19 protein-coding genes, 1 pseudogene and 1 other annotated feature are annotated in these 25,644 nt (G+C 44.7%); of the genes and pseudogenes, 16 read left to right on the top strand and 4 right to left on the bottom strand.

All coding sequences use genetic code 11. The features are described 5' to 3' along the window. From opp4B to L1028_RS10080, 5 genes are all read left to right on the top strand, one after another. Complete coding sequence (gene opp4B / locus L1028_RS10100; protein ID WP_234533419.1) at window positions 1-963, top strand: oligopeptide ABC transporter permease; 963 nt, start codon at window positions 1-3, stop codon at window positions 961-963. 27 nt (window positions 964-990) lie between these two features. Then, entirely contained in the window at window positions 991-1,896 is a 906-nt protein-coding gene (locus tag L1028_RS10095; protein ID WP_042191070.1) for an ABC transporter permease, read from the top strand. A 19-nt stretch (window positions 1,897-1,915) separates the two neighbouring features. Further along, the gene (locus L1028_RS10090; RefSeq protein ID WP_234533417.1) at window positions 1,916-3,763 is read left to right on the top strand and encodes an oligopeptide ABC transporter substrate-binding protein; all 1,848 of its coding nucleotides are present in this window, start codon (window positions 1,916-1,918) and stop codon (window positions 3,761-3,763) included. 291 nt (window positions 3,764-4,054) lie between these two features. Further along, complete coding sequence (locus L1028_RS10085) at window positions 4,055-6,778, top strand: glycoside hydrolase family 9 protein (RefSeq protein WP_234533415.1); 2,724 nt, start codon at window positions 4,055-4,057, stop codon at window positions 6,776-6,778. Window positions 6,779-6,810: 32 nt separating this feature from the next. Further along, window positions 6,811-9,795 carry a glycoside hydrolase family 48 protein gene (locus L1028_RS10080; protein ID WP_234533500.1) on the top strand — a complete coding sequence of 995 codons (2,985 nt, stop codon included), beginning with the start codon at window positions 6,811-6,813 and terminating at the stop codon, window positions 9,793-9,795. A gap of 254 nt (window positions 9,796-10,049) precedes the next feature. Here the strand turns inward: L1028_RS10080 and mnmA are convergent, their stop codons facing one another. After that, a complete protein-coding gene (mnmA, locus tag L1028_RS10075) occupies window positions 10,050-11,171 on the bottom strand; it encodes a tRNA 2-thiouridine(34) synthase MnmA (protein ID WP_234533498.1) in 1,122 nt (373 codons plus the stop codon). Window positions 11,172-11,463: 292 nt separating this feature from the next. On the opposite strand from mnmA, the gene cymR reads away from it, so the two are divergent. Both cymR and L1028_RS10065 read left to right on the top strand, forming a co-directional pair. Continuing rightward, window positions 11,464-11,883 carry a cysteine metabolism transcriptional regulator CymR gene (gene cymR / locus L1028_RS10070; RefSeq protein WP_234533413.1) on the top strand — a complete coding sequence of 140 codons (420 nt, stop codon included), beginning with the start codon at window positions 11,464-11,466 and terminating at the stop codon, window positions 11,881-11,883. 358 nt (window positions 11,884-12,241) lie between these two features. Continuing rightward, window positions 12,242-12,658, top strand: a complete 417-nt coding sequence (locus L1028_RS10065) for a hypothetical protein (protein ID WP_234533411.1) — start codon at window positions 12,242-12,244, stop codon at window positions 12,656-12,658. A 369-nt stretch (window positions 12,659-13,027) separates the two neighbouring features. Here L1028_RS10065 and L1028_RS10060 read toward each other — a convergent pair whose 3' ends face one another. Both L1028_RS10060 and L1028_RS10055 read right to left on the bottom strand, forming a co-directional pair. Further along, window positions 13,028-14,245: a sialidase family protein gene (locus L1028_RS10060; RefSeq protein WP_234533409.1), complete on the bottom strand. Its 1,218-nt coding sequence runs from the start codon at window positions 14,243-14,245 to the stop codon at window positions 13,028-13,030. A 33-nt stretch (window positions 14,246-14,278) separates the two neighbouring features. Then, window positions 14,279-14,644, bottom strand: coding sequence for a hypothetical protein (locus L1028_RS10055; protein WP_234533407.1), 366 nt, complete (start codon window positions 14,642-14,644; stop codon window positions 14,279-14,281). 204 nt (window positions 14,645-14,848) lie between these two features. Between L1028_RS10055 and L1028_RS10050 the strand changes: the two genes are divergently transcribed. The 3 genes from L1028_RS10050 (at window position 14,849) to L1028_RS10040 (ending at window position 17,714) form a co-directional block, all read left to right on the top strand. Next, a complete protein-coding gene (locus tag L1028_RS10050; protein WP_234533405.1) occupies window positions 14,849-15,223 on the top strand; it encodes a hypothetical protein in 375 nt (124 codons plus the stop codon). Between the two features lie 159 nt (window positions 15,224-15,382). Then, on the top strand, window positions 15,383-16,591 hold the full coding sequence (locus L1028_RS10045; RefSeq protein WP_234533403.1) for a glycosyltransferase family 2 protein: 1,209 nt from the start codon (window positions 15,383-15,385) through the stop codon (window positions 16,589-16,591). A gap of 25 nt (window positions 16,592-16,616) precedes the next feature. Further along, window positions 16,617-17,714 carry a glycosyltransferase family 4 protein gene (locus L1028_RS10040; protein ID WP_234533401.1) on the top strand — a complete coding sequence of 366 codons (1,098 nt, stop codon included), beginning with the start codon at window positions 16,617-16,619 and terminating at the stop codon, window positions 17,712-17,714. A 123-nt stretch (window positions 17,715-17,837) separates the two neighbouring features. On the opposite strand, the gene L1028_RS10035 is transcribed toward L1028_RS10040, so the two are convergent. After that, a complete protein-coding gene (locus L1028_RS10035; protein WP_234533399.1) occupies window positions 17,838-18,512 on the bottom strand; it encodes an SOS response-associated peptidase in 675 nt (224 codons plus the stop codon). 125 nt (window positions 18,513-18,637) lie between these two features. On the opposite strand from L1028_RS10035, the pseudogene L1028_RS10030 reads away from it, so the two are divergent. From L1028_RS10030 to leuS, 6 genes and pseudogenes are all read left to right on the top strand, one after another. Further along, a pseudogene (locus L1028_RS10030) lies at window positions 18,638-19,082 on the top strand (2-thiouracil desulfurase family protein). A gap of 230 nt (window positions 19,083-19,312) precedes the next feature. Continuing rightward, window positions 19,313-20,458 (top strand): cysteine desulfurase family protein, encoded by a 1,146-nt coding sequence (locus tag L1028_RS10025; protein WP_234533397.1) that lies wholly within the window; start codon window positions 19,313-19,315, stop codon window positions 20,456-20,458. A 99-nt stretch (window positions 20,459-20,557) separates the two neighbouring features. Then, on the top strand, window positions 20,558-21,079 hold the full coding sequence (locus tag L1028_RS10020; RefSeq protein ID WP_042191050.1) for a PRC-barrel domain-containing protein: 522 nt from the start codon (window positions 20,558-20,560) through the stop codon (window positions 21,077-21,079). 14 nt (window positions 21,080-21,093) lie between these two features. Continuing rightward, a complete protein-coding gene (locus tag L1028_RS10015) occupies window positions 21,094-21,303 on the top strand; it encodes a hypothetical protein (RefSeq protein WP_036677557.1) in 210 nt (69 codons plus the stop codon). Between the two features lie 246 nt (window positions 21,304-21,549). After that, the gene (locus L1028_RS10010) at window positions 21,550-22,617 is read left to right on the top strand and encodes an AI-2E family transporter (protein ID WP_234533395.1); all 1,068 of its coding nucleotides are present in this window, start codon (window positions 21,550-21,552) and stop codon (window positions 22,615-22,617) included. Window positions 22,618-22,696: 79 nt separating this feature from the next. Continuing rightward, window positions 22,697-22,959, top strand: a binding site (T-box leader). Window positions 22,960-23,133: 174 nt separating this feature from the next. Next, window positions 23,134-25,584, top strand: coding sequence for a leucine--tRNA ligase (leuS, locus tag L1028_RS10005; RefSeq protein WP_234533393.1), 2,451 nt, complete (start codon window positions 23,134-23,136; stop codon window positions 25,582-25,584). The last annotated feature ends 60 nt before the right edge of the window (window positions 25,585-25,644 follow it).

Here is a 25,644-nt window from a genome sequence, read left to right as displayed (position 1 = left end):
ATGTGGAAGATTATTGTTCGTAGAATTCTTATTATGATTCCTCAAATATTTCTATTAAGTATTCTTGTTTTTCTAATGGCGAAGGCGATGCCGGGAGATGCGTTATCAGGGATGCTTGATCCAAATATTGATCCTGCGGCCATCGATGCGATGAGAGAAAAGCTAGGCTTAAATGATCCGTGGTACATCCAGTATTGGGATTGGATCACTAAAGCGATTCAAGGGGATTTTGGTCAATCCTTCCGTTTCAAAATGCCTGTTTCAGAGCTTATCGGTCAACGCCTCATGAATACACTTTGGCTGGCGATTGTCACGCTGATCCTTACATACCTTATTGCTATTCCGCTTGGTATTACTAGCGGTCGTTATAACGATTCATGGCTGGATCGCCTCATTACTGGATACACCTATATTGGCTTTGCCGCACCATTGTTTATATTTGCCCTCTTAATGGTATGGGTCTTCGGGTTTCATCTTCATTGGTTTCCTACTAGCGGCAGTGTTAGTCCTGGAGAAGTTCCGGGTACGCTAAGCCACTTCTGGAGTAAATTCTATCATCTGTTACTGCCCGCGATATCAATGGCGCTGATTGCAACGGTCGGGACAGTACAATACCTGCGGAATGAGATTATTGATACGAAACAGAAGGATTTCATCCTCACCGCAAGAGCAAAAGGTGCTTCAGAGTCGCGCGTCTACAATCGACATATATTGAGAAATTCCTTACTGCCAATTGCTGCATTTTTCGGATATGAGATTACTGGACTGATCGGCGGAACGGTGTTCGTTGAAAGTATCTTTAGTTATCCGGGTATGGGTATGTTGTTCCTCAGTTCGATAACCATTCGGGATTTCAGCGTAGTAACGGCTCTCGTTCTTCTATATGGGATTGCTGCCATCGTCGGTGCGTTGTTATCAGACATTATCTTAAGTATCGTAGATCCGCGTATCCGGATTAAATAAGAAGATGAACACTTTGAGGTGAATGAAATGGCAAAGACAAGCGCAGAGTTGGCTCTGCTGCAGGAAACAGATAAAAGTCCATCAGGCTTCAGGATTGTTTGGCGTGAGATCGTGCGGGATAAACTGGCTTTGGTCTCACTGATTTTCCTATTTACGATTATTGCCGCCGTTTATGGGATTTCCTTATTTTTAGATCAAAAAGAGATTGTTACGGTTGACTTGTTCGCACTGTATGAGAAGCCTTCGGCTGTGCATTGGCTGGGGACCGATTATGGAGGGCGGGATGTATTCGGTCAATTAATTATAGGCACACGAAATTCCATGTCGATTGCTTTTATGGTTACTTTTTTTACGGGAATCATCGGGATTCTAGTAGGTTTGTTCTCTGGATACTTTGGGGGAACGATAGATAATATTTCGATGCGTGTTGTAGATTTCTTCATGATTCTACCCTTTCTAATGATTGTCATAGCTTTTGTAAGTGCAGTTCCTAAATACAATACGTTAACCTTCTCCTTTATCATGACTGCCTTTCTATGGATGGGGATTGCCAGGTTAATACGTTCCAAAACGCTACAAGAGAAGGAACTCGATTACGTTCAGGCATCAAAGACATTAGGTTCCTCCAATCTTAAAATTATGTTCTCACAAGTGCTGCCGAACTTAAGCTCAATCATTATCGTCACGATGACTTTGAATTTGGCCGCTAATATTGGATTGGAATCAGGCCTATCCTTTCTAGGTTTTGGTTTTCCGGAAAGTACACCCAGTCTGGGCACTCTAGTGAGCTATGCGAGAAATCCGCAGACACTTGAGTTCAGATGGTGGATCTGGTTACCCGCATCACTGCTGATCTTGGTGTTGATGTTGAGTATAAATAATGTGGGTCAAGCGCTCAAACGTGCGACCGACGCAAGACAAAGAAAAGGATAATAAGGGAGGAAATGATTAAATGAGAAAACCCATCCGTTCAAAGGCACTACTAGTTTCATTAATGTTTGTAATGTTGTTCGCCCTTGCAGCCTGTGGCTCCAAGAACAACAACGGAGCGGCTGAGTCAACAGCAGCACCAAGTGCCAGTGCTCCTGCGGAAACCGCAGAAGCGACGGCAGCACCTGAAGCAGAAGACGGACTTTATAACATTAAAGATTTCAGTAACATTAAGACAAATCAAGGTGAAGCTATTGATGGAGGCACGATTACTTTTGGACTCGTTTCCGACAGTCCTTTTGAAGGTACTTTGAACTGGAACTTCTATTCCGGAGATCCGGATGCACAAGTGTTGAATTGGTTTGATGAAGGTTTGTTAACATGGGACAAAGATTATGTATATACAAATGATGGTGCAGCAACGTATGAAGTCTCGGAGGATGGACGTACCTTTACCTTTACAATTCGCGACAATGTGAACTGGCAGGACGGCAAGCCAGTAACAGCAGAAGATTGGTTGTTCGCGCATGAGGTTATTGGTAATCCGAAATACGATGGACCGCGTTACGGTTCTGACTTTACGAATATTGAAGGTATGGATGAGTACCACTCTGGTAAGGCCAAGACCATTTCTGGAATTAAGGTGCTGGGTGATAAGAAACTGCAAATTACTTACCTGAAATCTACACCTTCTCTGTTAACAGGTGGGGTATGGATTTATCCGTTAGCCAAGCATATCTTTGGTGGCATGGATGTTGCTAAAATTTCCTCTTCTCCTGAATTACGTCAAAAGCCGATTGGCTTTGGAGCTTTCAAAGTGGAAAGCATTGTTCCTGGTGAATCTGTAGTATTCGTTAAGAATGAGGATTACTGGCGTGGAGCTCCTAAACTGGATAAGGTAATTCTGAAGGTTATCAACCCTACAACGATTGTGCAAGAATTGAAATCTGGTGGAGTTGACTTAGTGGATTCCTTCCCTGTTGATCAATTCCCGGATAATGCAAAGATGTCAAACGTTGAATTCCTGGGTGCGATTGACCGTGCTTATACGTATATTGGATTTAAGTTGGGGAAATGGGATGCAGAGAAAAAAGTCGTTGCTACCGATCCTAAAGCTAAAATGGCGGATGTGAACCTGCGTAAAGCCATGTGGGCTGCTGTAGACAATGATACAGTGGGTAAGAAATTCTATAATGGTCTTCGCTGGAATGCGACAACTTTAATTCCACCGTCCCATCCGGAATTCCATGATGCTACTAATCCGGGCGTAGCTTACGATCAAGAAGCAGCCAAGAAAATTTTGGATGATGCTGGTTATAAGCTTAATGGTGAATTTAGAACGAATCCAGATGGCAGCGAGCTGAAGATTAACTTCATTTCGATGACTGGTGGAGACATTGCTGAGCCGCTGGCTCAATATTATGTACAATCCTGGAAAGCCATTGGTCTTAATGTAACTTTGGAGATGGTAGAATTTAATACCTTCTATGATCGCATTGGTCAAAATGGTGAGGATGATCCTACCGTTGATGTGTATCAAGGCGCTTGGGGGGTAGGGATTGACGTCGACCCAACAGGTCTATACGGTAAAGATGCAATCTATAACTTCCCTCGTTATGCAAGTGCAGAGAATGATCGTTTGCTCGCCGAAGGGGTTTCCGAGGCTGCATTTGATGTAGACAAACGTAAAGAGATCTATAAAGAGTGGCAACAGCTCATGGTAAACGAAATTCCAGTATTCCCAACACTTTATCGTGCAGTAGTAGTTCCAGTTAACAACCGTGTCCTGAATTATGCGATTGGTGATGGCACTGGACTCTACTATAACGACATCGCAGTATCTGCGGATAAAGCTGCAGTAGCTCAGTAAGAAGTTATTCATGAACAGCAGTTCAAGGAGAAATCCTGAACTGCTGTTTTTTATTTTTCGTTAAATTAACAATAATTACTATTTTTTGTACACTATTTACTGTAAAAATATAGTATTTTAATGAAAGATATGGTATATTTTGGGAGAGAGCGAACCTTTAGCAAAACATAGCTCTTAGAGCGAGGTGACTGGATGATTGTAATAACGGGTACCTGATTCAAGAGAGGGAGGTGTTACGGGACAGAGGTGCAATCTTTCTTGTGGCATTCACTGAAGAGAGGGGAAGTAGAAATGATCAAGAGGTATAGGAAACAGGGACTGGTCTTTAGTTTGTTGTTTGCGCTTACATTTTGTTCAAATGCTTCATTTCAAACGGCGATTGCAAAGGCGGCGGCCGGAGATTACAACTATGCGGAGGTTCTGCAAAAATCTATTTACTTCTATGAAACCCAGCGGTCTGGGGAATTACCAGATAATAATCGGGTAGAGTGGCGGGGCGATTCCGGTCTTTTGGACGGAGCAGATGTAGGGCATGATCTGACAGGTGGTTGGTACGACGCTGGTGATCACGTTAAATTTGGCCTGCCCATGGCCTATTCTACGGCGATGCTGGCATGGTCGGTTTATGAGTACAAGCAAGGATATGTGGCTTCTGGGCAGCTGGAGGAAATATTAGACAATATCCGCTGGGCAACCGATTATTTTGTAAAAGCTCATACCGCTCCTAACGAGCTGTGGGGACAAGTTGGTAATGGTACAACCGATCATAGTTGGTGGGGACCCGCAGAAGTCATGCAGATGCAAAGACCTTCCTACAAAATTGATGCCACTCATCCCGGATCAGATCTTGCCGCAGAAACAGCTGCAGCGTTAGCTTCAGCATCCATTATTTTCAGGGATACGGATGCCGTATATGCGGACAAGCTGCTACTGCATGCTAAACAGCTTTACAATTTTGCTGACACTTATCGCGGCTCCTATTCCGACAGCATTACCGATGCCAAACAATATTATAATTCTTGGAGCGGTTATGCGGATGAATTAAGCTGGGGGGCTGTTTGGTTGTATTTGGCGACTAACGATCAACAGTATCTCAATAAGGCTATTGCAGCAAGCGATCAATGGGGAACGAATCAGGCTGGAAACTGGGGTTATCAGTGGACGCAGTCTTGGGATGACAAGCATTATGGTGCTCAATTACTGTTGGCACGAATCACCGGGCAGACCAAGTTCATTCAATCCACTGAACGGAATATGCAATATTGGACGACTGGCGTTGGTGGAACAAGTGACCGTGTAGCTTATACTCCTGGTGGACTAGCCCATCTGGATCAATGGGGCGCATTGCGTTATGCAGCCAATCAGGCGTTTATGGCCTTCGTTTATTCGGACTGGGTGAGCGATCCTGTGAAGAAGGAGACGGCACGCTCTTTCGCGGAGAGACAAATTACGTATATGCTGGGCGACAATCCACGAAACAGCAGTTATGTCATCGGTTTTGGTAATAATTCTCCTCATCATCCTCATCATCGAACCTCTCATGGATCATGGAATGATAGTCAGACTGTTCCGGTAAATCATCGACATGTCTTGTATGGAGCACTCGTTGGAGGGCCGTCCAAAACAGACAGTTACACCGATTCCATTAGTGATTATGTCTCGAATGAAGTGGCAACCGATTACAATGCAGCTTTTACAGGAGCTATAGCAAAAATGGTACTGCTGCATGGACAAGGGCAACAGCCGCTTCCACAATTTCCACCTGCAGAGACACGTGAGGATGAAATGTTTGTCGAAGCCTCTGTGAATGCCAGCGGCAGCAACTTTGTGGAAATTCGAGCACTGTTGAATAACCGCACGGGATGGCCGGCACGAGCTAGTAAAGAGATGTCTTTTAACTACTATGTAGATCTTAGTGAAGCGATAGCGGCTGGTTATGGTCCTGGAGACATCACCGTTGCAGCGGGAGGTTACAACCAAGGTGGAACGGTGTCTGCACTTCAGCCTTACGATGCAGCTAACCATATCTACTACACTAAGGTAGATTTTACAGGGACTTTGATTTATCCGGGTGGACAATCTGCTTACCGTAAGGAGATTCAATTCCGAATTACGGCTCCGCTGAACACCAATTTCTGGAATAATGCAAATGATTTTTCATTCCAAGGGTTGCCAGCTCAAGGAACAACACCTGTAAAAACAACGAATATTCCGGTGTATGATGCAGGTGTGCATATGTATGGAGAACTTCCGGCAGGAGGCGGACAACCTCAAGTACCAGCGCGTCCTACTAACGTTCAGGCTGTTGCGGGCGATGGTACTGTCCATTTGACCTGGAATGCGATCAGCGGGGCTACTGGATATACCGTTAAACGCAGTGAAGTCAGTGGAGGTCCATATGCGGTGATTGGAAATGTCACGGGAACGGATTACATGGATAGTGGACGGGTGAACGGAACCACTTATTATTATGTGATCACTGCTACAAATGCTGTCGGGGAGAGTCTGCCATCTGCACAGGTTAGTGCTAAGCCCCAAGATACGCCTCAGCCCTCAACGGGAGACTTGAAGGTGCAGTATCGTACGAATGATACGAATCCCAGCGATGGACAGCTTCGCCCGCAGTTCCGAATCATTAATACAGGAACCGAGTCCGTGGCGCTTAGTGGCTTGAAGCTGCGTTATTATTTCACTGTAGATGGGGACAAACCACAACAGTTTTACTGTGATTATGCTGTAGTGGGCAGTGGTAATGTAAGCGGCAGTTTTGTTAAGCTAAATCCCGCTAGTTCGGGCGCGGATTATTATCTGGAGATCTCATTTGGTGCAGGGGCTGGAAGCATAGCGCCTGGTGGAGATAGCGGCGAGATTCAGACACGCACCAATAAGACGGACTGGACGGCTTATAACGAAATGGATGATTATTCCTACGGTACGGTTCAGCAGAATTTTGCCGATTGGAATAAGGTTACACTTTATCAAGGTGAAACACTTGTATGGGGTTTAGAACCATAAAAATATCCAAGAGAGGGAGCTTGCCTAAGATGATGAAATTGAGCTTAATAAAGAAGCCTGTTTCTGTAATGATGGCCGCATTCCTATTTCTCTCACTTATGACTGGTCTATTTAATTTTAGACCTCAAACTGCTCACGCTTCTACTACGGAGCAGACACGATTTCTGCAATTATATACACAGTTAAAGGATCCTGCAAATGGTTATTTCTCTGCTGAAGGAGTACCTTATCACGCGGTAGAGACCTTGATGAGTGAAGCCCCTGATTACGGACATATGACTACCTCAGAAGCTTACAGTTACTGGATGTGGCTAGAGGTACTCTACGGTTATCACACGGGGGATTGGACTAAGCTGGAATCAGCTTGGGACAACATGGAGAAGTATATTATTCCTATTAATGAAGGTGATGGCAAAGAAGAGCAGCCAACCATGAGTTACTACAATCCGAATAGCCCGGCTACGTATGCAGCAGAGCATGCTCAGCCGGATCAGTACCCAAGTCAGCTAGGTGGCCAGTATGCAGCCGGTAAAGATCCGCTGGATGCTGAATTGAAGGCGACATATGGCAACAACCAGACCTACTTGATGCACTGGCTGGTAGACGTGGACAACTGGTACGGCTTCGGCAATTTGCTCAATCCTACGCATACAGCCGCTTATGTGAATACATTCCAACGGGGTGAACAAGAGTCCGTTTGGGAAGCGGTCCCTCACCCGTCTCAAGATGACAAAACGTTCGGAAAGGCAAACGAAGGCTTCATGAGTCTGTTCACTAAAGAAACTAACGTGCCTTCCGCACAATGGCGTTACACAAATGCTACAGATGCCGATGCACGGGCTGTACAAGCAATGTACTGGGCTAAAGAGCTCGGCTACAACAATACCGTGTATTTGAATAAAGCGAAGAAAATGGGCGACTTCCTGCGTTACGGCATGTATGATAAATACTTCCAAAAGGTAGGAAGTGCTGCTACTGACGGTACCCCTGATGCCGGGACTGGCAAAGACTCCAATCAGTATCTTTTGGCTTGGTATACCGCTTGGGGCGGCGGACTTGGGGCTACAGGGAACTGGGCTTGGAGAATCGGTGCAAGCCATGCTCACCAAGGGTATCAGAATGTCGTGGCTGCATATGCACTTTCTGATTCGGAAGGCGGTCTGATCCCGTCATCAGCTACAGCTGGGCAGGATTGGGGAAATTCTCTGAACCGTCAATTGGAATTCTATACTTGGCTGCAGTCCTCTGAAGGTGCAATTGCCGGTGGAGCGACCAATAGTTATCAAGGTGCCTACAAGGCTTATCCAGCTGGAACCAGTACTTTTTATGGAATGGCATATGATGAAGCTCCAGTCTACCACGACCCTCCATCCAATAACTGGTTCGGAATGCAGGCATGGAGTGTGGAGCGGGTAGCAGAGCTGTACTATATCCTTGCTTCTAACGGAGACACTACTTCAGACAACTTTAAGATGGCTAAACAGGTTGTGGAAAAATGGGTGGATTGGTCTACAGATTATGCCTTTGCAAACAAACGTCCAGTTACCGATACTGAAGGTTATTACCTGAACAGCCAAGGTAATCGAATTCTGGGAGGAACCAATCCACAAGTGGCTACGGTATCCGCACCAGGAGAATTCTGGATTCCAGGTAATGTGGAATGGACAGGACAACCTAACAGTTGGAACGGCTACAGTGGTTCTACCGCTAACACCAACCTGAAGGCCGTCACTAAGAGTCCAAGCCAAGACACGGGTGTGTTGGGTAGCTATATTAAGGCACTTACATTCTTTGCGGCTGGTACAAAGGCTGAGCATGGCAGTTACAGTACACATGGGGGAGAAGCTCAGGTACTGGCCAAATCGTTGTTGGATACAGCATGGGGCTATAATGATGGAATCGGTATTGCAACTACAGAAAGTCGTGGAGACTATTCTCGCTACTTCACGAAAGAGGTTTATTTCCCAAGCGGCTGGACAGGTAAATTCGGTCAAGGAAATACAATCCCTGGTTCCTCTACAGTAGCTTCCGATCCAGCTAAAGGCGGAAATGGGGTATACGCAAGCTATACCGACATCCGTCCGAATATCGTAAATGATTCCAAGTGGCAGTATCTGCTGGATAAATACAATACTTCATTCAATAAAGTGACTAAAACATGGGATAATGGTGCTCCTGAATTTACCTACCATCGCTTCTGGTCACAGGTAGATATGGCGACTGCTTATGCTGAATACGACCGTCTGATCAATAATGGTAATCCAACAGAGCCAGTTGCTCCTAAAGCGCCTTCCAAACCCAGTGCGGTCGCAGGTAACAGCGTTGTAGATCTTAGTTGGAATAACGTAACTGGAGCTACAAGCTACACTGTGAAAAGAGCAACGACAACGGGTGGCCCTTACAGCAATGTTGCCGTTGTCACTCAGGCGACTTACAGTGATGCTTCAGTGGTTAACGGTACGGATTATTACTACGTAGTTAGTGCATCTAATGTGGTTGGAGAGAGCTCGAATTCACCTGAGGTTCAGGCCAAGCCTATCGATGTGCCGATTCCGACACAAGGAGATTTGGTAGTGAAATACCGGACAAGTGATACCAACCCGGGAGATAATCAGTTCCGTCCGCAGCTGCAAATTGTTAACAATGGAAATACTGCAGTAGCCCTTAGCAATATAAAGCTGCGGTATTATTACACGATTGATGGCGATAAACCTCAACAATTTAATGTTGACTATGCGACTATTGGCGGAAGCAATATACAGGGGACATTCGTGAAGGTCAACCCTGCTAAGACTGGAGCTGACTATTATTTGGAAATCTCCTTCGGCGCAGGTGCAGGCAGCCTTGCCCCAGGTGCCAACACAGGTGATATTCAGATCCGGGTCAACAAAACGGATTGGAGCAATTACAACGAGGTTGAAGACTACTCTTATGATCCTACCAAAACATCGTATACGAATTGGGATCATGTACTATTGTACCTGAACGGTGTTCTAGCTTGGGGACTTGAGCCTTAAAGCCAGAGTAAAGGAGCCCTAGCCATTTTGGCTGGGGCTCCATTTAGTTATTGTTAGTTAGCAACTGCGACTAGTTGTGGTGTCTTCATATCCATTTTAATTGTATTTCCTACAACTAAACGCTAAATAGAAATAAAAAAGCACGAATTAGCTGTATTAAATACAGTTATTTCGTGCTTTTGGTATGTTAGTTAGATATTGCGAGTTACTACTATTATTTCTAGATTAAGCTTTTATAAAAGTGTGGTTTACACTCAAGCTTGCGTTGAAGGAACAACCTTCTCGGCATATTCTATCGTGCCGCCACCTAGACATTGCTCACCGAGATAGAAGACAACGGCTTGGCCAGGCGTTATCGCTTTTTGTGGAACATCAAAGGCTACGTTTATTGTTCCATCTTCCCGCGCTGTAAGAGTCACGCCTTGATCTGGCTGGCGGTAACGGAATTTGGCGGTGCATTTTAGCGGCTCTTGCCCAAGCTCTTGCCCGTCAATCCAGTTAACACCAGAAGCAATCAGGCTAGTGGAGTACAGGCTATGGTGCTTGTCTCCTTGAACTACATAAAGAATGTTGCGGCTAAGGTCTTTTTCGGCTACAAACCAAGGTTCGCCGTTACCGGAGCCGCCAATGCCAAGTCCTTGGCGCTGGCCCAATGTATAGTACATAAGTCCATCGTGGCGACCCTTGATTTCCCCAGTTGCTATATCTACCATATCACCCGATTGTGCAGGCAGATACTGGCTGAGGAATTCACGGAAGTTACGCTCACCGATGAAACAAACGCCTGTGCTGTCTTTTTTCTTCGCAGTATAGAGTCCAGCTTCTTCGGCAATTCTCCGAACTTCCGGTTTCGGAAGATGACCAATCGGGAACATCGCTTTAGAGAGTTGATACTGTCCCAGCGCGTTCAAGAAATAGGTCTGGTCTTTATTGTTGTCTACTCCGCGGAGCAGTTTGTACACACCATCTTCTTCTATAACACGTGCATAATGTCCAGTCGCTACATAATCGGCGCCAAGCTGAAGGGCTTTGTTCAGGAACTCTCCGAATTTGATCTCTCGGTTGCACATGACGTCTGGATTCGGTGTCCGGCCAGCCTTATATTCATCGAGGAAATACGAAAATACTTTGTCAAAGTATTCCTTCTCGAAATTAACGGTATAGTAAGGAATATCAATCTGCTCGCATACGCGGCGAACATCCTCTGCATCGCTTTCGGCTGTACATACTCCGAATTCGTCGGTATCGTCCCAATTCTTCATGAAGATGCCGATGACGTCATAGCCCTGCTGCTTGAGCAGAAGCGCCGTGACGGAGGAATCGACCCCTCCGGACATGCCGACGACGACACGGGTGTCTTGTTTTGCTTTTGTCATCGTAATCACCATTTCTGTACCCAAAATACCGGTCATTCATGGAACACCCGGCTCAAAATGTATTATAACATACCTGTCTAGTGTAAACCCTATTATAAGAGTCTGAGAATAGAAAAATGTCCACCAGGGGTGAACATTTTTGCAAAATGTTTCGTTTGCCATTTCATTTGTGACTTCGAATATGATAACATAAACTAAGAGTAATTATCGGAATACCTTGATATGACAATCAAAATGACTTGCCGAATCAATAGTATACAAAATCAGACATTAAACTGAAAGAGGTGCCCCTTTGAAAATATCAACCAAAGGACGTTACGGGCTAACAATTATGATGGAGCTTGCACTGAAATTTGGTGAAGGACCGACTTCACTTAAGAGTATTGCAGAGAAAAATGGACTTTCTGAACACTATCTGGAGCAACTAATTGCTCCTCTGCGTAACGCAGGACTTGTAAAAAGTATTCGTGGTGCATACGGTGGATACATTTTATCACGTGAGGCTAGTACTATCACAGCGGGTGACATCATTCGTGTGCTGGAGGGTCCAATTTCTCCAGTGGATTTCACTGAAGAAGATGATGCAGCAAAACGTGATTTATGGCTGCGTATTCGCGATAGCATTGCCGACGTATTGGATTCTACTACGCTTCATGACTTAATTAATTATAAAGAAGAGAGCTTGGCGGACAACTATATGTTCTATATCTAATTTTCCATTCGTTGATTTTTAAAAAGAATGCTGCTATTTCAACGTTTAAGCCTCCATTTGGGGGCTTTTTTTGAGCTTTTATTTTCCTTTATTTTTATATATTGTGCAAGAAGATGATCCTTCAGCATTCTCATTACTGTTTTTATGGGAACGATCCTGATTGTTTTTGTTGTCTTCGGAGTGTTTAGTTCGGGTGATGATGCCTGTTGCAATAGCAACGATATTAGTGGCGGAACTGATAGCACAAGTAGCAAGTAGATGGAAAGGAGGTGTCCAAATCGCAATTTGCATTCATTTCCGAACAAAAGATAACCGATATTAAATGATAATAAAATCTATTGGAAGAGGATGTGGAAGCATGCGTATTAATAATTCTAGTCCTAGCGTTTATTATAGTAACCAACGTAACAATCTATCAAGCAATAAAGAGTTGTTTGAATCAACGCTACTCGTACAAACAAATGAAAAGAAAGAAGACGAAGAAAAGAAGGGCAAATCGGTAGAAAAAAAAGGGAAACTGGTTACAGCAAAGGAAGGCGCCTATATTAGACAGTACATTGTTAATTCAGACGGATCAAAGGTTCTATTGAGTGAAATAAAACAAGCTGAGAACGAATCTACAAGTTTAGAAAACAATTCGCAGCTACTTTCCAACTCTAAAAAGAATCAGAATATTGACGATGGAATGAGTAATAATTCAAAGGAAATAGTAAGTCTGATAAATCAACAAGTAGGTAATATTGATCATCCGAAAAATAACTTAATTGAAAATTGAGTTGGTAAGTTTATTACTTTGAGGCGGAATTATAACAAAATATAAAAATGGTGGGTATTCCTTAGATTTTTCTTGGAGTGTCCTTTTTTGTGCCATGCAGATACGTCCGCTTGCAGAACAGAGTCCTGAACTAAAATTAGGGGGCGATGTAAAATGGAACACAAAAAAAGAAAACGAAGACAAAGCCTCCCCACCTTTTAAAAAATATAATAGACCGCATCGGACTCAAATGCTTAAAAAAGTCCCAAACATAAGTTTAGGGCTTCTCAATTACCGGGAGAATGGTCAAGGTTATTCTCGCTACGCAAAAAGGATGCCCTATATTCGCTAGGCATCCTTTTAATTAATCATCAGAAGTTTATTAATAGCTTATTGATTATCACCAAACCAGATGTTCTCTGTACCGGTCCGCGTGTCCGTCCATACGCTTACTAGACGGCCTGTTTGGGGGACGATAGCATTGCCGATGTAGTCCCCAATTTGGGGAATGCCGGTGATGTCAAAGGAAGTCGTTGTTATACGGGTGTTTGTATACGTCTTACCCCCATCTCTAGATGTAGCTAGATAAACATCAATGTTGAGGGGATTTACTCGATTAGTGTAATAGGTAACGAATATTGCACCATCCGCAGGGGACACGGTGATGGCTGGGAAAAAGTTTTGGGAGCCTACTGGACTGCCCGTAATGGGTATTGGTGTACCCCAATCCACACCGAAATTAGTGGAAGTAGCAAGAAAAACATCGGAATAACCTTCTCGAAAGTCTTGCCATACAGCATAGACATTCCCTCGCGAGATCGGTGCATTAGAAATATCCGCTGCGAGGGAAGGGTATGTCAAACATCTAAATGTATATCCCGGCAATGGATCTGGTGGGACTACAACGCTGGCGACCATGGTTTCAGGGGTAAAAGTGACCCCGCCGTCTGGGGATGTGCGAATATTAAGATCAGTATTACCGGGAGGCTGATTGATCCATCCTACGACAACAATCCCATTTAATGTAATTGCTATACCAGGGAATTCTTCAAATTCTTCGACCGAAGACAGCAGGGCGGGACTGAAATAGGTATTGCCGCTATCTAGGGAACGATTGAAGAATATCGTATTTCCTGGTATGAATTGTGTGTTGTAATCATGCGTATAACCAGTATATACATTTCCAAAAAAGGGACTTGATCCAGCCTTGTCGGTGACAACGACCACCTGGTCATCATTCACAAACTGTCCAAACCCTTGATTCACGATGACTGGCGGTCCAAAGGAAGAGGCGTTGTCGACAGATGTATAGGATACGATCGACCCGCTGAGACCGTCAGAATCGAAGGCGTGAGCCAATACTACGAACGTGGTCGGAAAAATATAATCAATATGTGGTGCTTCGATGCCTGCAAATCCTGTCGGTAACGGTAATAACGTTGTTGTCCAAGTGGCACCTGCGTCAATAGATTTGTACAAACCTATATTGGGAGGGCCTGTTCGAAAATCTACAGCTACGGCGACCATAACCGAAGGATTAAGCCAATTTACCGCGATGGTGGGCTCGAATTGAGCGCTTGTGCTCGGCGAAAGTTGAATATTAACCATGCAAAGCTCCTTTCGTAATAGAGTTTTCGTTACTTACGGGTTCAGCTGAGCTATGAAAGTAAGTTCTGATTGCAGCACTCTTTGATGAGGGATGACGTTTCCTGACGTATCCGTTCCGAATACCGTAATAATCGTGTCTGCAGGTGCGTTTCCAGTTACGAGAAATTGGACTTCGTAAGACGAATTGCCTGCGATATTAAAACCGAGAAACTGGCTGGTGTTAGCATTAATATTCAATGAGTTGGAGTAGACTAAAGCCTTACTAACCAAGGTATTCCATACGTAAACGTGATAGACTACGTTAGATGAAAAACTAAGGTTGTCATTGTCGATATTAATGATCACGTTGGATGCTGGGGTAGTCCCTGTGTTCGTAATGATGCCTGTTGTTGTTGCCATGAGCTTCACCTCTTTATTAGTTTGCTATATATATATGAATTGAGATTCATTGTGTTTGGACAAGGGAATCAGAAAAATCGCGGAAATTGGAAATATGAGAGGTATTATTGAAGGGGAACTCCATGAATCTCCCCTTCCTCTTGCCTCGCAACTATCTGCTTCCGGTTGAATAAATTGATAGAAACCAAGAGGAGGAGTGAGAAAATGCCGTATACAACAGGTCTTATTACGAATACGAGAGCAACCGGCACTGCAGCAAGTAATGTAGTGGTCAGCGTTCGCAACACAAGTAACGCGAGTGCAATGATGATCGTCGAAGTTTTCGGCGTTCCGTATTCAACGCTTGCATTAACACCACTTTATGTCACAGGTTATTATGTTCCAGCAATGAGTTCTGATATCAGAGAGTTCTTCATTACGGGGAATGTCGCTTACGAGGTTCAGATAAGTAGTCCTTATCCATTGGCTAATGTGGTGTGCTCCATGTACGGATTGGACGAGTTTGGAAATCTCGTTACCGATCAGAGAGTGCTTCAATCTGAATTAACGGAGATTTCGGCGCTTTCTATACCTGTATAACAATTTTTTTTGGGGGAAATGAAGAAGCAACCACCGATACAAACAGGGTGGTTGCTTCTTTTTTAGGCGCTATAAATCTCATCAAGGCATTCACACAGGCACAAAGGTGGAATTTAAATATACTAATCTTATACTCCAATGTAGAGAGAGGTAAAAATCATGGCGGATGTAGGAGTAGTTATGCCTTTGTATACCCAAAAGCCGGAATTTCTCCGGCAAGCTCTGGAGTCTGTTCTGCGCCAAACCTTCACCGAATTTCGACTGATCATTGTAATTGATGGTGCGCCAGATATGGAACCGCTTGTGAGATCAATAATTACCGAGGATCCAAGGGTAACTATTATCTCTTATGTACAGAACAGGGGTATTGCATATGCGCTGAATACGGGCTTTGATCTTTTATTTAGCGAACCCAGTATTCAGTATCTGAGCTGGGTCTCCAGCGATAATGTTTATGAACCCCGTTTTCTCGAAATTCTTCGAGGCGCACTAATGAAGGGGCCGCAGGAGCTAGGGATCGTGTACAGTTCTTTTCAAAGTATAGATAACGAGGGAAACCTGCTTCATAACGAACATCAGCTAGCTACTCAGCGAAATTATCAGTCACAGCCCAAAGAGAAATTGCTGGATTATTCGCTTATTGGTGTTTCTTTCATGTACAAATCGCAGGTTGCGAAGCTTGTTGGGGGGTACGGAATGGAGCCGGTGGAGGATTATGATTACTGGCTGAGACTGGCTGAACATTGTGATATTCGCTTTATCCCCGTGGAGCTGGTGAATTATCGTGTGGACTCTACCTTTAGTGTATCTGCACAGTTACATTCTACTGAAAATCATCGCAGATGGAGATATACGTATCACTTGACCCGCCATCAGGCGCGATTCCGTAGAGGGATTCCTCCTATGATTACCGCTTTATTTCCTGTAGTAAATGCTGGTGCGGAGGAAATAGCGAGGATAGAAAATCTGTATGAACAGACGTATAGCAATTATGAGTGTCGGGTGCTGGATTTATCACTAACGGGCCAACCATCTGCTTTACTGGGTTCAATCCCTCATCCTGCAACGGAGTTCGTTCGGATGCCAGCAGTTGTGGAGTCGCACGCGATTTGTGGAGCACTAGAGCACTTGTCCACTCCATACACGATAGTTTTAGGTCCCAAAATTTTCATAGGAGCACTCGATATTGAATACATGCTGGAGGCTTTGATTACTACCGGTGGGGACACGATCTCCAATTATTATACGGAAGACCACAGCTTGATTGGCTTTCGACACAGACATGTCCCATCGACTAAAACTCACTACTATAATGAGCTGTTTCGAAGTGCAGATTTGTATGATCTGTTGAAGATCTATTTTTCTTAAAATAATATGTGAATGAGTGATCGTAATGAAGATTTTGTTCACCTTCTTCAACCCGAGCGGCGGCATGCAAACCCTGAACCGAGTGCGCTGCCAAGCACTATATGATCGCGGTGTAGAGTGTCATTTGTTGTACACACACCCTGGAAAAGGGCAACAAAATATTCCTAATATTCAAACCTATATTACCAATAATGATGACGAGATCAGAGGATTGCTCACTCGGGAAGCTTTTGATTTGATTGTAGTGTGTACGGATATTTACTTAGCGGAAAGGTTCAGAGGGTTTGGTTACAAGGGCCCGCTTGTTTTTGAGGTGCAGGGATTGGGGACATTAGATGAAGCGGAGCAAGTTATTAATAATTTTACTGAGCGGATTCACAAGCTAACCGATGCACTGCTCTATCCAGAAACGACCCATTTGCAGACCCTTTTCAAAGGTGGATTTCCATCCATTTCTCAATATTGCTTTGACAATCCAATCGATTGCGATCAGTTTGGATATACCAATTACCCTACGAAAAGCTTTCCCATCCTGGGCTGGGTGGGACGAATTCAAACGAATAAGAACTGGAGAGAATTTCTACAAATCGGACAAAGGCTTCTGGCGATCCACCCCGAGCTTTATTTATGGATTTTTCAGGACGATACGTTGTTTGAGCCGGAGCAAAAAGAGAGCTTCGAACATTTTGTAGCCGAGACAGGGATTTCTTCACGTTTGATTTCGCATTCCAATGTTCCTCACGGGCAAATGGCAGATTATATGAGCATTATTGGTGACTCGGGAGGACTGCTCTGTTCCACCTCTATTCTCGAGGGATTTGGGTACGCCGTAGCCGAGGCGATGTTGTGTCGTTGTCCTGTTCTTACTACGGATTCGGATGGCATTCGGAGACTTGTCATTAATAATCATACTGGAAAAATATACACAAGAGGGCAGCTGGATGAAGCTGTGAATGCTGCTTTATCTTTAATGCATGATCCAGCACTGCGGGACAGAATTAGGATGAATGGCGAATGGCATATCCGAAACAATCTTTCCTCCGGGCTGTATGCGGATAGATTTCTCCAGATGTCTCATCAATTGATGAGCCGCCGATCTAAGATCGAGCGTCGATGGTCTTAACTCTGCGGTTAAGCCGTAGGGTTAAGATGTTTTTTTTAATATAAGAATTTATATCTTACGTTATAAATTATCCTTCTATTTCTCGATAAACACTTACCGTCCTCATAAGGACGCCGAAGGCGTTTATGCTTGTGCCTCATCAATCAATTCCTTCGCATCATTCCTAACATTTCCGACAGCCGTGGAAACTGGATAGGCTCTCATTTGTTGTTGATCATACGGTTTCAGGAGCTTTATTAGAGAGGTAGTGTCCTGATTGCCCCGATCCAGCCACTCTGCCTCATCCTCAGGCTTCAAAATAACCGGCATGCGATTATGGATTTCAGCCATAAGCTCGTTCGGAGTAGTCGTTATAATCGTGCAGGTACTTAGTTTATTACCCTCAGGGTCCATCCAAATATCATATAGTCCGGCCATAGAGAAAATACCTCCATCGCGTATCACGATCCGCATGGGCTGTTTGCTGCTGCCCTGCACCTTCCATTCGTAGAAGCCGTCAGATGGGATGATGCAGCGGCGTGAGCTTACTAAGCGCTTGAAAGAAGGTTTCTCCAGTAGCGATTCTGCCCGGGCATTGATCATTTTACTGCCGATTTTGTCATCCTTTGCCCATGAAGGAACCAGACCCCAACGCAGTTCCCCGAGCTTATTGCTGGAACCTGTATTAATGACTGACGGAATTTGCTGCATGGGCGCGGCGTTATATTTAGGGGCATAGTGGATAATGGTTGAATCATTCGCAAAATATCTGACCATCAGCTCTTCCATAGTGACGGTTATTGTATAGCGTCCGCACATTATTTACACTCCCCAGTCAGTAGATTAGAAGTTCATTCCGTTTACAGCTTAATTTCATCATGTTATGCTCGGAATATTTCTTATTATAAACGAAGCGGAATGAATGAAGAAAGAGGTGCTCATTGGTGATTTTGGTAAGCTCTTGTCTAGCTGGCATGAAGATATAATGGTACGGATTGTTTGGATGAGAAAATTCAGAAGCTTTTGAATGAGAATCAAGCTATTGCTGTGTGTCCGGAATTGCTGGGAGGATTCGCAACGCCTAGAGAACCCGCTGAAATCATTGGTGGGAATGGCGAGGATGTGCTGGCAGGGACGGCTAAAGTAGTGGATCGATCAGGTACAGACGTTACAGATATGTATTTAGAGGGTGCTTATATCACGCTTGCAAAAGCCCAAGAGGTATCAGCTACGATGGTAGTGCTTAAAGAAAATAGTCCTTCTTGCGGCAGCAGTATGATTTATAATGGGGAATTCAAAGGGAAGAAAATAGCCGGAAATGGCGTTACTACAGCTTTACTTAGAAAAAATGGCATTGAGGTAACCTCTGAAGAGAACTGGCTATTATAATCCTAGCTTTCATAGGGAAATGATTACAATATTGTGTTCTTTCGCTTGTGGAAAACTCACTTCTCGCGCGGTATAATTTAATAGTTGCAAGTATAAAAGTCTTCGGCGTCCTTATAAGGACGGTTAGCGTTTAAGCGAGAAATATAAGAATAATGTATAACGTGAAACTTATACCTTCTTATATTTTTAGAAGAACTAGTTTCCTATACTCTAGAAGCGGAGAAATGAATATGAAATCCATCTATTTGGACCACGCCGCATCAACCCCGGTTCATCCCGAGGTGGCTAAGGTCATGCTGAATATAATGACAGAACAATACGGAAATGCATCGAGTGTACATCAGTTCGGGCGTTCAGCTAAAAGAATATTGAACGGGGCGCGCGATAATATCGCCGCCTTTTTGGGCTGTTCACCTGATGAGTGGGTGTTCACTGGAGGCGGCACTGAGAGCGACAATTTAGCGCTCTATGGAGCTACGGCTGCAGTTTCCCATAAAGGAAAACATATTATCACCACCCAGATCGAGCATCATGCAGTGTTACATACCTGCGAAGAGCTAGAGAAGGAAGGCTTCAAAGTTACCTATCTTCCTGTGGATTCGACGGGCAGGGTATCTGTCACAGACGTAGAGGCTGCATTGCAGGAAGACACGGTGCTGATCAGCATAATGTATGCCAATAATGAAGTAGGCACTGTTCAGCCCATCCAGGAGATTGGTCAGCTTGCTAAAGAACGGGGAATTCTGTTCCATGTAGATGCTGTACAAGCTCTTGGTGCCCTTCCGATTACATTACGGGAGCTTCCAGTAGATTACATGAGCTTTACTGCTCATAAGATCAATGGGCCTCAAGGGATCGGTGGTTTATACGTTCGAAGCGGAGCACCGCTGCATCCAAGACTTCATGGCGGCCTTCAGGAGCGCGGCAGACGTGCCGGAACAGAGAATCTAGCCGGAGCAGCTGGGTTTGCCAAAGCCGTTGAAATAGCGGTTAAGGGTCTGTCAGAACGTCAACAGAATATGAAGCTCCTGCGCAGTAGACTACTCGAGGAGCTGGATACTCTGATTGGACGGGAGCGTTACTCGCTTAACGGGAATACCGAGCATTTTTTGCCTAGTATTCTGAATTTGAGCTTCCCAGGGGCTGGGACAGATGTTATGCTGATGAACCTGGATATGGAGGGGATTGCGGCAGCAAGTGGTTCGGCTTGCACCTCAGGATCCCTGGAAATATCTCATGTTCTGAAAGCAATGGGACTTCCTCAAAATATTTTAGAGTCTGCGATTCGATTTAGTATCGGTTTGGGTAATACTACTGAAGAAATCGAGTACGTTGCTCGAAAAGTTGAAACCATTTTGAAACGCCTACGTAAATGAGACTAGTTACTCTAGGATTCGATCTGTATCGAGGCGATTCGGGCTTTTGGCTTTCTGAGAACTCGTAAGTACACTCAAAGTGAGGGGACCGAGGCAGCCATGAGACTTCAAGATCTGATCGGTTTGGCTGTATTTGAAGTTGAAGAGGGGAATGAAATCGGCAAGATTGTCGATATCCTACTCGATTCAAACTGGAATATTACGGGTATTGAACTGGAAAGCAAATCTTTTTTTGGTGGCCATGTGAAATTTGTGGCATGGAAAGATATTGTGGCCTACGGCGAGGATGCTGTCATGATTCGTAGTAAAGAGTCGATTGATAAGACAGATGCCGATCATATACCTTGTACTTTTCTACTAGGAAAGAACAAACTTAAGGATTTGAAAGTACTGACTACAACTGGAACTATACTTGGACGAATATCGGATGTTTATTTTGACCAAAAGTTGGGAAACACAATAGGAGCGCTGGAAATCAGTGACGGGCTTGTGACTGATTTGATCGAAGGCCGCAAATGGCTGCCTTGTTCTGATGAGATGTCCATTGGTGAGAATGCTTTAATGGTTCCTGCAATGAGCGAAGAACGGCTACAAAAAGCCATTAATATTGTTAACGGATAGGTGGAATGTATTATATGAAGTGTCCAAATTGTAACTCCAAAGATATCGGAAAGATTGGTTCCCACCAGTTCTATTGCTGGGGCTGTTTCATTGAATTGACGGTAAACGGCGAGAAAATGTCGGTGTATCAGGTTGAAGAAGACGGCACACTCAGCTCGCTGGACGATCTGTTCTCCGGGGATGATATGACTCAGGATTTCCCGCAAATTCATGCGTCGTCTTAACTATGAATCTTGCTTTGTAAGCAAGAATGATCTATGTACTTAAAGCGTCAATCTCCTTTCAGCTGAAATCAGCTGTTGGGTTATTGGCGCTTTTTTTGGGGCTCCCCGCAAAGTACCTGAATCAGCATCAAAGCAAAAGCATCACTTTGTGGGGTTATTTTGTGTGCTTGATGGTTATTTTGCTGCGGCCATACATATACTTATTTACGAAGCTAGTCCAGGCTACAGTCGCAGGAGGGTACACTCATGGAGCAATGGTCCCAAAGTAAGTGGTTCCGCTGGATGATCGGAGTGCTGCTCTCCCTGATCATTTTATATTTCGTTTGGTTGCTTCGTCCAATGCTGCAGGGGATATTTGTATTTTTGAAGGCAGTCCTCGCTCCATTTCTGGCAGCTATGATTATTTCCTATGTGCTGAATCCCGTCGTTAGTATGCTGGCCGGACGGAAGATGCCGCGTAGTGTAGCTGTTCTACTTATATATGCAGTATTCCTAACAGTGATTGCAGTGATCGCAATTAACCTTATCCCGATGTTTATCGAGCAGCTTGAAGAGTTGAATGAACATTTGCCAGAGATGACGCTGCAAGCCCAAGGGCTGATGCGACATATGAATTCTAGACTAATCCCGCCCGGGGTCGAGATGGGGATGAACAACTGGTTTTTTCAACTGGAGAGTCGTCTCGCCGAAGGGATTTCTAATTTTCTCGATAATATAGGGACAACGATTAACTTGCTGTTCAATGCTTTTATCGTGCCGTTTCTAGTGTTCTATATTCTGAAGGATTTTGATGTGTTTGAGCGGACGGTAGTGTCTTGTCTTCCCCGCGCACGCCGTAAGTCTATTGTAACTTTGTTAAAAGATATCGATGATGCACTCGGCAACTACATTCGTGGACAGTTTCTGGTCTGCATTATTATAGGTGTGCTTGCTTATATCGGTTATGCCATCATCGGAATGCCGTATGCTTTACTGTTTGCCAGTGTGGTGGCAGTGTTCAATATTGTCCCGTATATGGGTCCCTTTTTGGGGGCTGCACCAGCCATTGTGATGGCTTCGACTGTTTCTTTTCGTTTAGTGCTGTTGGTTGCAGTGGTTAACACAGTGTGCCAAATCGTGGAAAGTAACATTATTTCACCACAGGTGGTGGGAAAGAAGCTGCATTTGCATCCGCTGCTCATTATTTTTGCGCTTCTGGTCGGCGGTGAATTCGCGGGAATGATCGGACTTATCCTTGCTGTACCGTTCTTCGCGGCTGCAAAAGTCGTTATTCAACACTTTATGACGTATTTAATCAAACGAAAGCCCGTGTAAATAGGGTAAAACATTGACTATTGTCAACAGTTTTGTATATAATGTTGGGGAATATTACTGATGAACAGTCGGTATATATAGTTGATCGATGATGAGGAGTAGTAATTCTATACCGTTATTGCAGAGAGCCGGCACTAAGGTGCGAGCCGGTTAACGGAACGGAGTGAACTCACCTCGGAGTAACGGCGCAAGTTTCAGGATATCCACTAGACATAATGGATGTCCTAGGTGAACCGCCGTCGCCTCACCCCCGCTAAAGGGTGCAAAGTGAGTGGCAGAATAAAGTATATTCAGCCGCTAACTAGGGTGGTACCACGGGAATTATAACCTCTCGTCCCTAGCGATAATACGCTAGGGATGGGAGGTTTTTTTGTAAATATAAGAGGGTATAGGTTTCACGAAATACTTCATGTCTTATATTTCTCGCATAACGCTTACCGTCCTTATAAGAATGTCGATGGCAGTTTATGCTTGGTTAAGAAATCTAAGTAGTTACACTCCAAGGAGGAGCAGACAATGAGCGACAATCAAACAAACAGTATTCCTGCCGGCGGTTACCGGGCGCAGGCTATTGAGCCCAAGTGGCAAAAGTTCTGGGATGAGAACAAAAGTTTTAAGACAGGTGAAGACCCAACCAAACCGAATTTCTATGCACTGGATATGTTCCCGTACCCTTCAGGGGCAGGACTGCACGTAGGTCATCCAGAAGGCTACACAGCAACGGATATCGTATCCCGTTACAAACGGATGCGCGGTTTTAACGTGCTGCACCCAATGGGCTGGGATGCTTTTGGACTTCCTGCAGAACAGTATGCAATGGATACGGGTCAGCATCCACGTGATTTTACAGATAAGAACATCGATAATTTTCGTCGTCAGATCAAATCGCTGGGTTTCTCCTACGACTGGGATCGCGAGATCAGTACTACAGATCCAGATTATTACAAATGGACGCAGTGGATTTTCATCCAGTTGTACAACAAAGGCTTGGCTTATGTAGCAGAAGTACCTGTTAACTGGTGCGAGGCACTCGGTACAGTACTTGCCAACGAAGAAGTCATTGATGGTAAAAGTGAGCGTGGAGGACATCCGGTTGTCCGCAAACCGATGCGTCAGTGGATTCTGAGAATTACTGAATATGCTGAACGTCTGCTGGAAGATCTGGAAGAGCTCGATTGGTCTGAAAGCATCAAGGATATGCAGCGCAACTGGATCGGCAAATCCACAGGTGCAGAAGTGAATTTTGAAATTGAAGGTCACGATGCTAGCCTGACCGTGTTTACAACACGTCCAGATACATTGTTCGGAGCGAGCTACTGTGTATTAGCACCAGAGCATGAACTGGTTGATGCCATTACAACAGAAGCACAACGTGCAGCGATTGCAGAATATCGTGTGAAAGCTTCTCATAAGAGTGATCTTGAACGTACAGATTTGGCTAAAGAGAAGAGCGGTGTATTCACGGGTGCGTATGCAATCAATCCTGTGAATGGCGCTAAGGCACCAATATGGATTGCAGATTATGTACTAGCCGGATATGGAACGGGTGCGATCATGGCGGTTCCAGGTCACGATACACGCGACTGGGAATTTGCTAAACAATTCGGCCTGAATATCGTGGAAGTCGTGCAAGGCGGCAACGTTGAAGAAGAGGCATATTCCGGAGACGGACCGCATGTCAATTCTGATTTCTTGAACGGACTTAAGAATGAAGAAGCGATTGCGAAGATGATTGCTTGGCTGGAAGAGAAGGGCGTAGGTAAAGGTAAAGTAACCTATCGTCTGCGTGATTGGCTGTTCAGCCGTCAACGCTACTGGGGAGAGCCGATTCCAATTCTGCATCTGGAAGACGGTACAATGAAGACTGTTCCGGTTGATCAGCTGCCACTGGTACTGCCTGATGTAGATGCGATCAAACCATCGGGTACTGGGGAGTCTCCACTTGCGAATGTAACAGAGTGGGTGGAAACAATCGATCCAGAGACAGGTATGAAAGCTCGCCGCGAGACGAATACCATGCCGCAATGGGCGGGCAGCTGCTGGTACTACCTGCGTTATATTGATCCGAAAAACGATCAAGAGCTGTGCTCCCCGGAGAAGCAAAAAGCATGGCTTCCAGTGGATCTGTACATTGGTGGAGCGGAGCATGCCGTACTTCACTTGCTCTATGCACGTTTCTGGCACAAAGTGCTTTATGATATCGGCGTAGTGGAAACGAAAGAGCCTTTCCATAAGCTGGTTAACCAAGGCATGATTCTTGGAAATAATAATGAAAAAATGAGTAAATCACGCGGAAATGTCATCAACCCTGATGAGATTGTTGAAGCTTTCGGTGCAGATACACTTCGCGTGTATGAAATGTTTATGGGCCCTCTGGAAGCAACCAAGCCTTGGAATGAAAAGGGTGTTGAAGGGGTTCACCGTTTCTTGTCCCGTGTATGGCGCCTGTTCGTGAATGAGGAAGGTAAGCTCAATTCCAAAATCACAGCAGATGGCGGTACGGAAGAGTTCAAACGTACTTGGCACAAAACGATTAAGAAAGTCACTGAGGATTTCGAACATCTGCGTTTCAATACGGCGATTAGCCAGTTGATGATTTTCATTAACGATGCTTACAAGCAAGAAACGTTGTCCCGTGAAGCTGCGGAACACTTTGTACAAATGTTGTCGCCACTGGCGCCGCATATTGCTGAAGAGCTGTGGCAACTGCTCAGTCATGAAGGAAGCATCAGCTACGTGGCTTGGCCAACTTATGATGAAGCATGGACAGTCGATGCTGAGGTTGAAATCGTTATTCAGGTGAATGGTAAAATCGTACAACGCGCATTGATTCCGCTGGATATGGGCCAGGAAGAAATGCAAGCTCACGCGCTGTCACTCCCTAATGTGAGTGCAGCTGTAGAAGGTAAAACCGTACGCAAGATTATTGCGGTTCCTGGCAAGCTTGTAAATATTGTAGTGGGTTAAGCGAAGAACGCAATTCTGCCCGCAGCATCGGAGAAATCCGTGCTGCGGGCTTTGTTGTTC

Source organism: Paenibacillus pseudetheri, from assembly GCF_924513355.1.
GTDB classification, from domain to species: domain Bacteria; phylum Bacillota; class Bacilli; order Paenibacillales; family Paenibacillaceae; genus Paenibacillus_AQ; species Paenibacillus_AQ pseudetheri.
Note: the sequence above shows the minus strand (reverse complement) of the source record. Positions and strands in the feature narration are given on the sequence as shown.

Excerpts from the sequence above, each read along its gene's own strand:
- L1028_RS10050 (WP_234533405.1), top strand. The coding sequence starts at position 14,849 with ATGCCGTATACAACAGGTCTTATTACGAATACGAGAGCAACCGGCACT.
- mnmA (WP_234533498.1), bottom strand. The coding sequence starts at position 11,171 with ATGACAAAAGCAAAACAAGACACCCGTGTCGTCGTCGGCATGTCCGGA.
- L1028_RS10010 (WP_234533395.1), top strand. The coding sequence starts at position 21,550 with ATGGAGCAATGGTCCCAAAGTAAGTGGTTCCGCTGGATGATCGGAGTG.
- L1028_RS10090 (WP_234533417.1), top strand. The coding sequence starts at position 1,916 with ATGAGAAAACCCATCCGTTCAAAGGCACTACTAGTTTCATTAATGTTT.
- L1028_RS10045 (WP_234533403.1), top strand. The coding sequence starts at position 15,383 with ATGGCGGATGTAGGAGTAGTTATGCCTTTGTATACCCAAAAGCCGGAA.
- L1028_RS10055 (WP_234533407.1), bottom strand. The coding sequence starts at position 14,644 with ATGGCAACAACAACAGGCATCATTACGAACACAGGGACTACCCCAGCA.
- L1028_RS10065 (WP_234533411.1), top strand. The coding sequence starts at position 12,242 with ATGCGTATTAATAATTCTAGTCCTAGCGTTTATTATAGTAACCAACGT.
- opp4B (WP_234533419.1), top strand. The coding sequence starts at position 1 with ATGTGGAAGATTATTGTTCGTAGAATTCTTATTATGATTCCTCAAATA.
- L1028_RS10040 (WP_234533401.1), top strand. The coding sequence starts at position 16,617 with ATGAAGATTTTGTTCACCTTCTTCAACCCGAGCGGCGGCATGCAAACC.
- L1028_RS10025 (WP_234533397.1), top strand. The coding sequence starts at position 19,313 with ATGAAATCCATCTATTTGGACCACGCCGCATCAACCCCGGTTCATCCC.
- L1028_RS10095 (WP_042191070.1), top strand. The coding sequence starts at position 991 with ATGGCAAAGACAAGCGCAGAGTTGGCTCTGCTGCAGGAAACAGATAAA.
- L1028_RS10060 (WP_234533409.1), bottom strand. The coding sequence starts at position 14,245 with ATGGTTAATATTCAACTTTCGCCGAGCACAAGCGCTCAATTCGAGCCC.
- L1028_RS10020 (WP_042191050.1), top strand. The coding sequence starts at position 20,558 with ATGAGACTTCAAGATCTGATCGGTTTGGCTGTATTTGAAGTTGAAGAG.
- leuS (WP_234533393.1), top strand. The coding sequence starts at position 23,134 with ATGAGCGACAATCAAACAAACAGTATTCCTGCCGGCGGTTACCGGGCG.
- L1028_RS10080 (WP_234533500.1), top strand. The coding sequence starts at position 6,811 with ATGAAATTGAGCTTAATAAAGAAGCCTGTTTCTGTAATGATGGCCGCA.
- L1028_RS10015 (WP_036677557.1), top strand. The coding sequence starts at position 21,094 with ATGAAGTGTCCAAATTGTAACTCCAAAGATATCGGAAAGATTGGTTCC.
- L1028_RS10085 (WP_234533415.1), top strand. The coding sequence starts at position 4,055 with ATGATCAAGAGGTATAGGAAACAGGGACTGGTCTTTAGTTTGTTGTTT.
- L1028_RS10035 (WP_234533399.1), bottom strand. The coding sequence starts at position 18,512 with ATGTGCGGACGCTATACAATAACCGTCACTATGGAAGAGCTGATGGTC.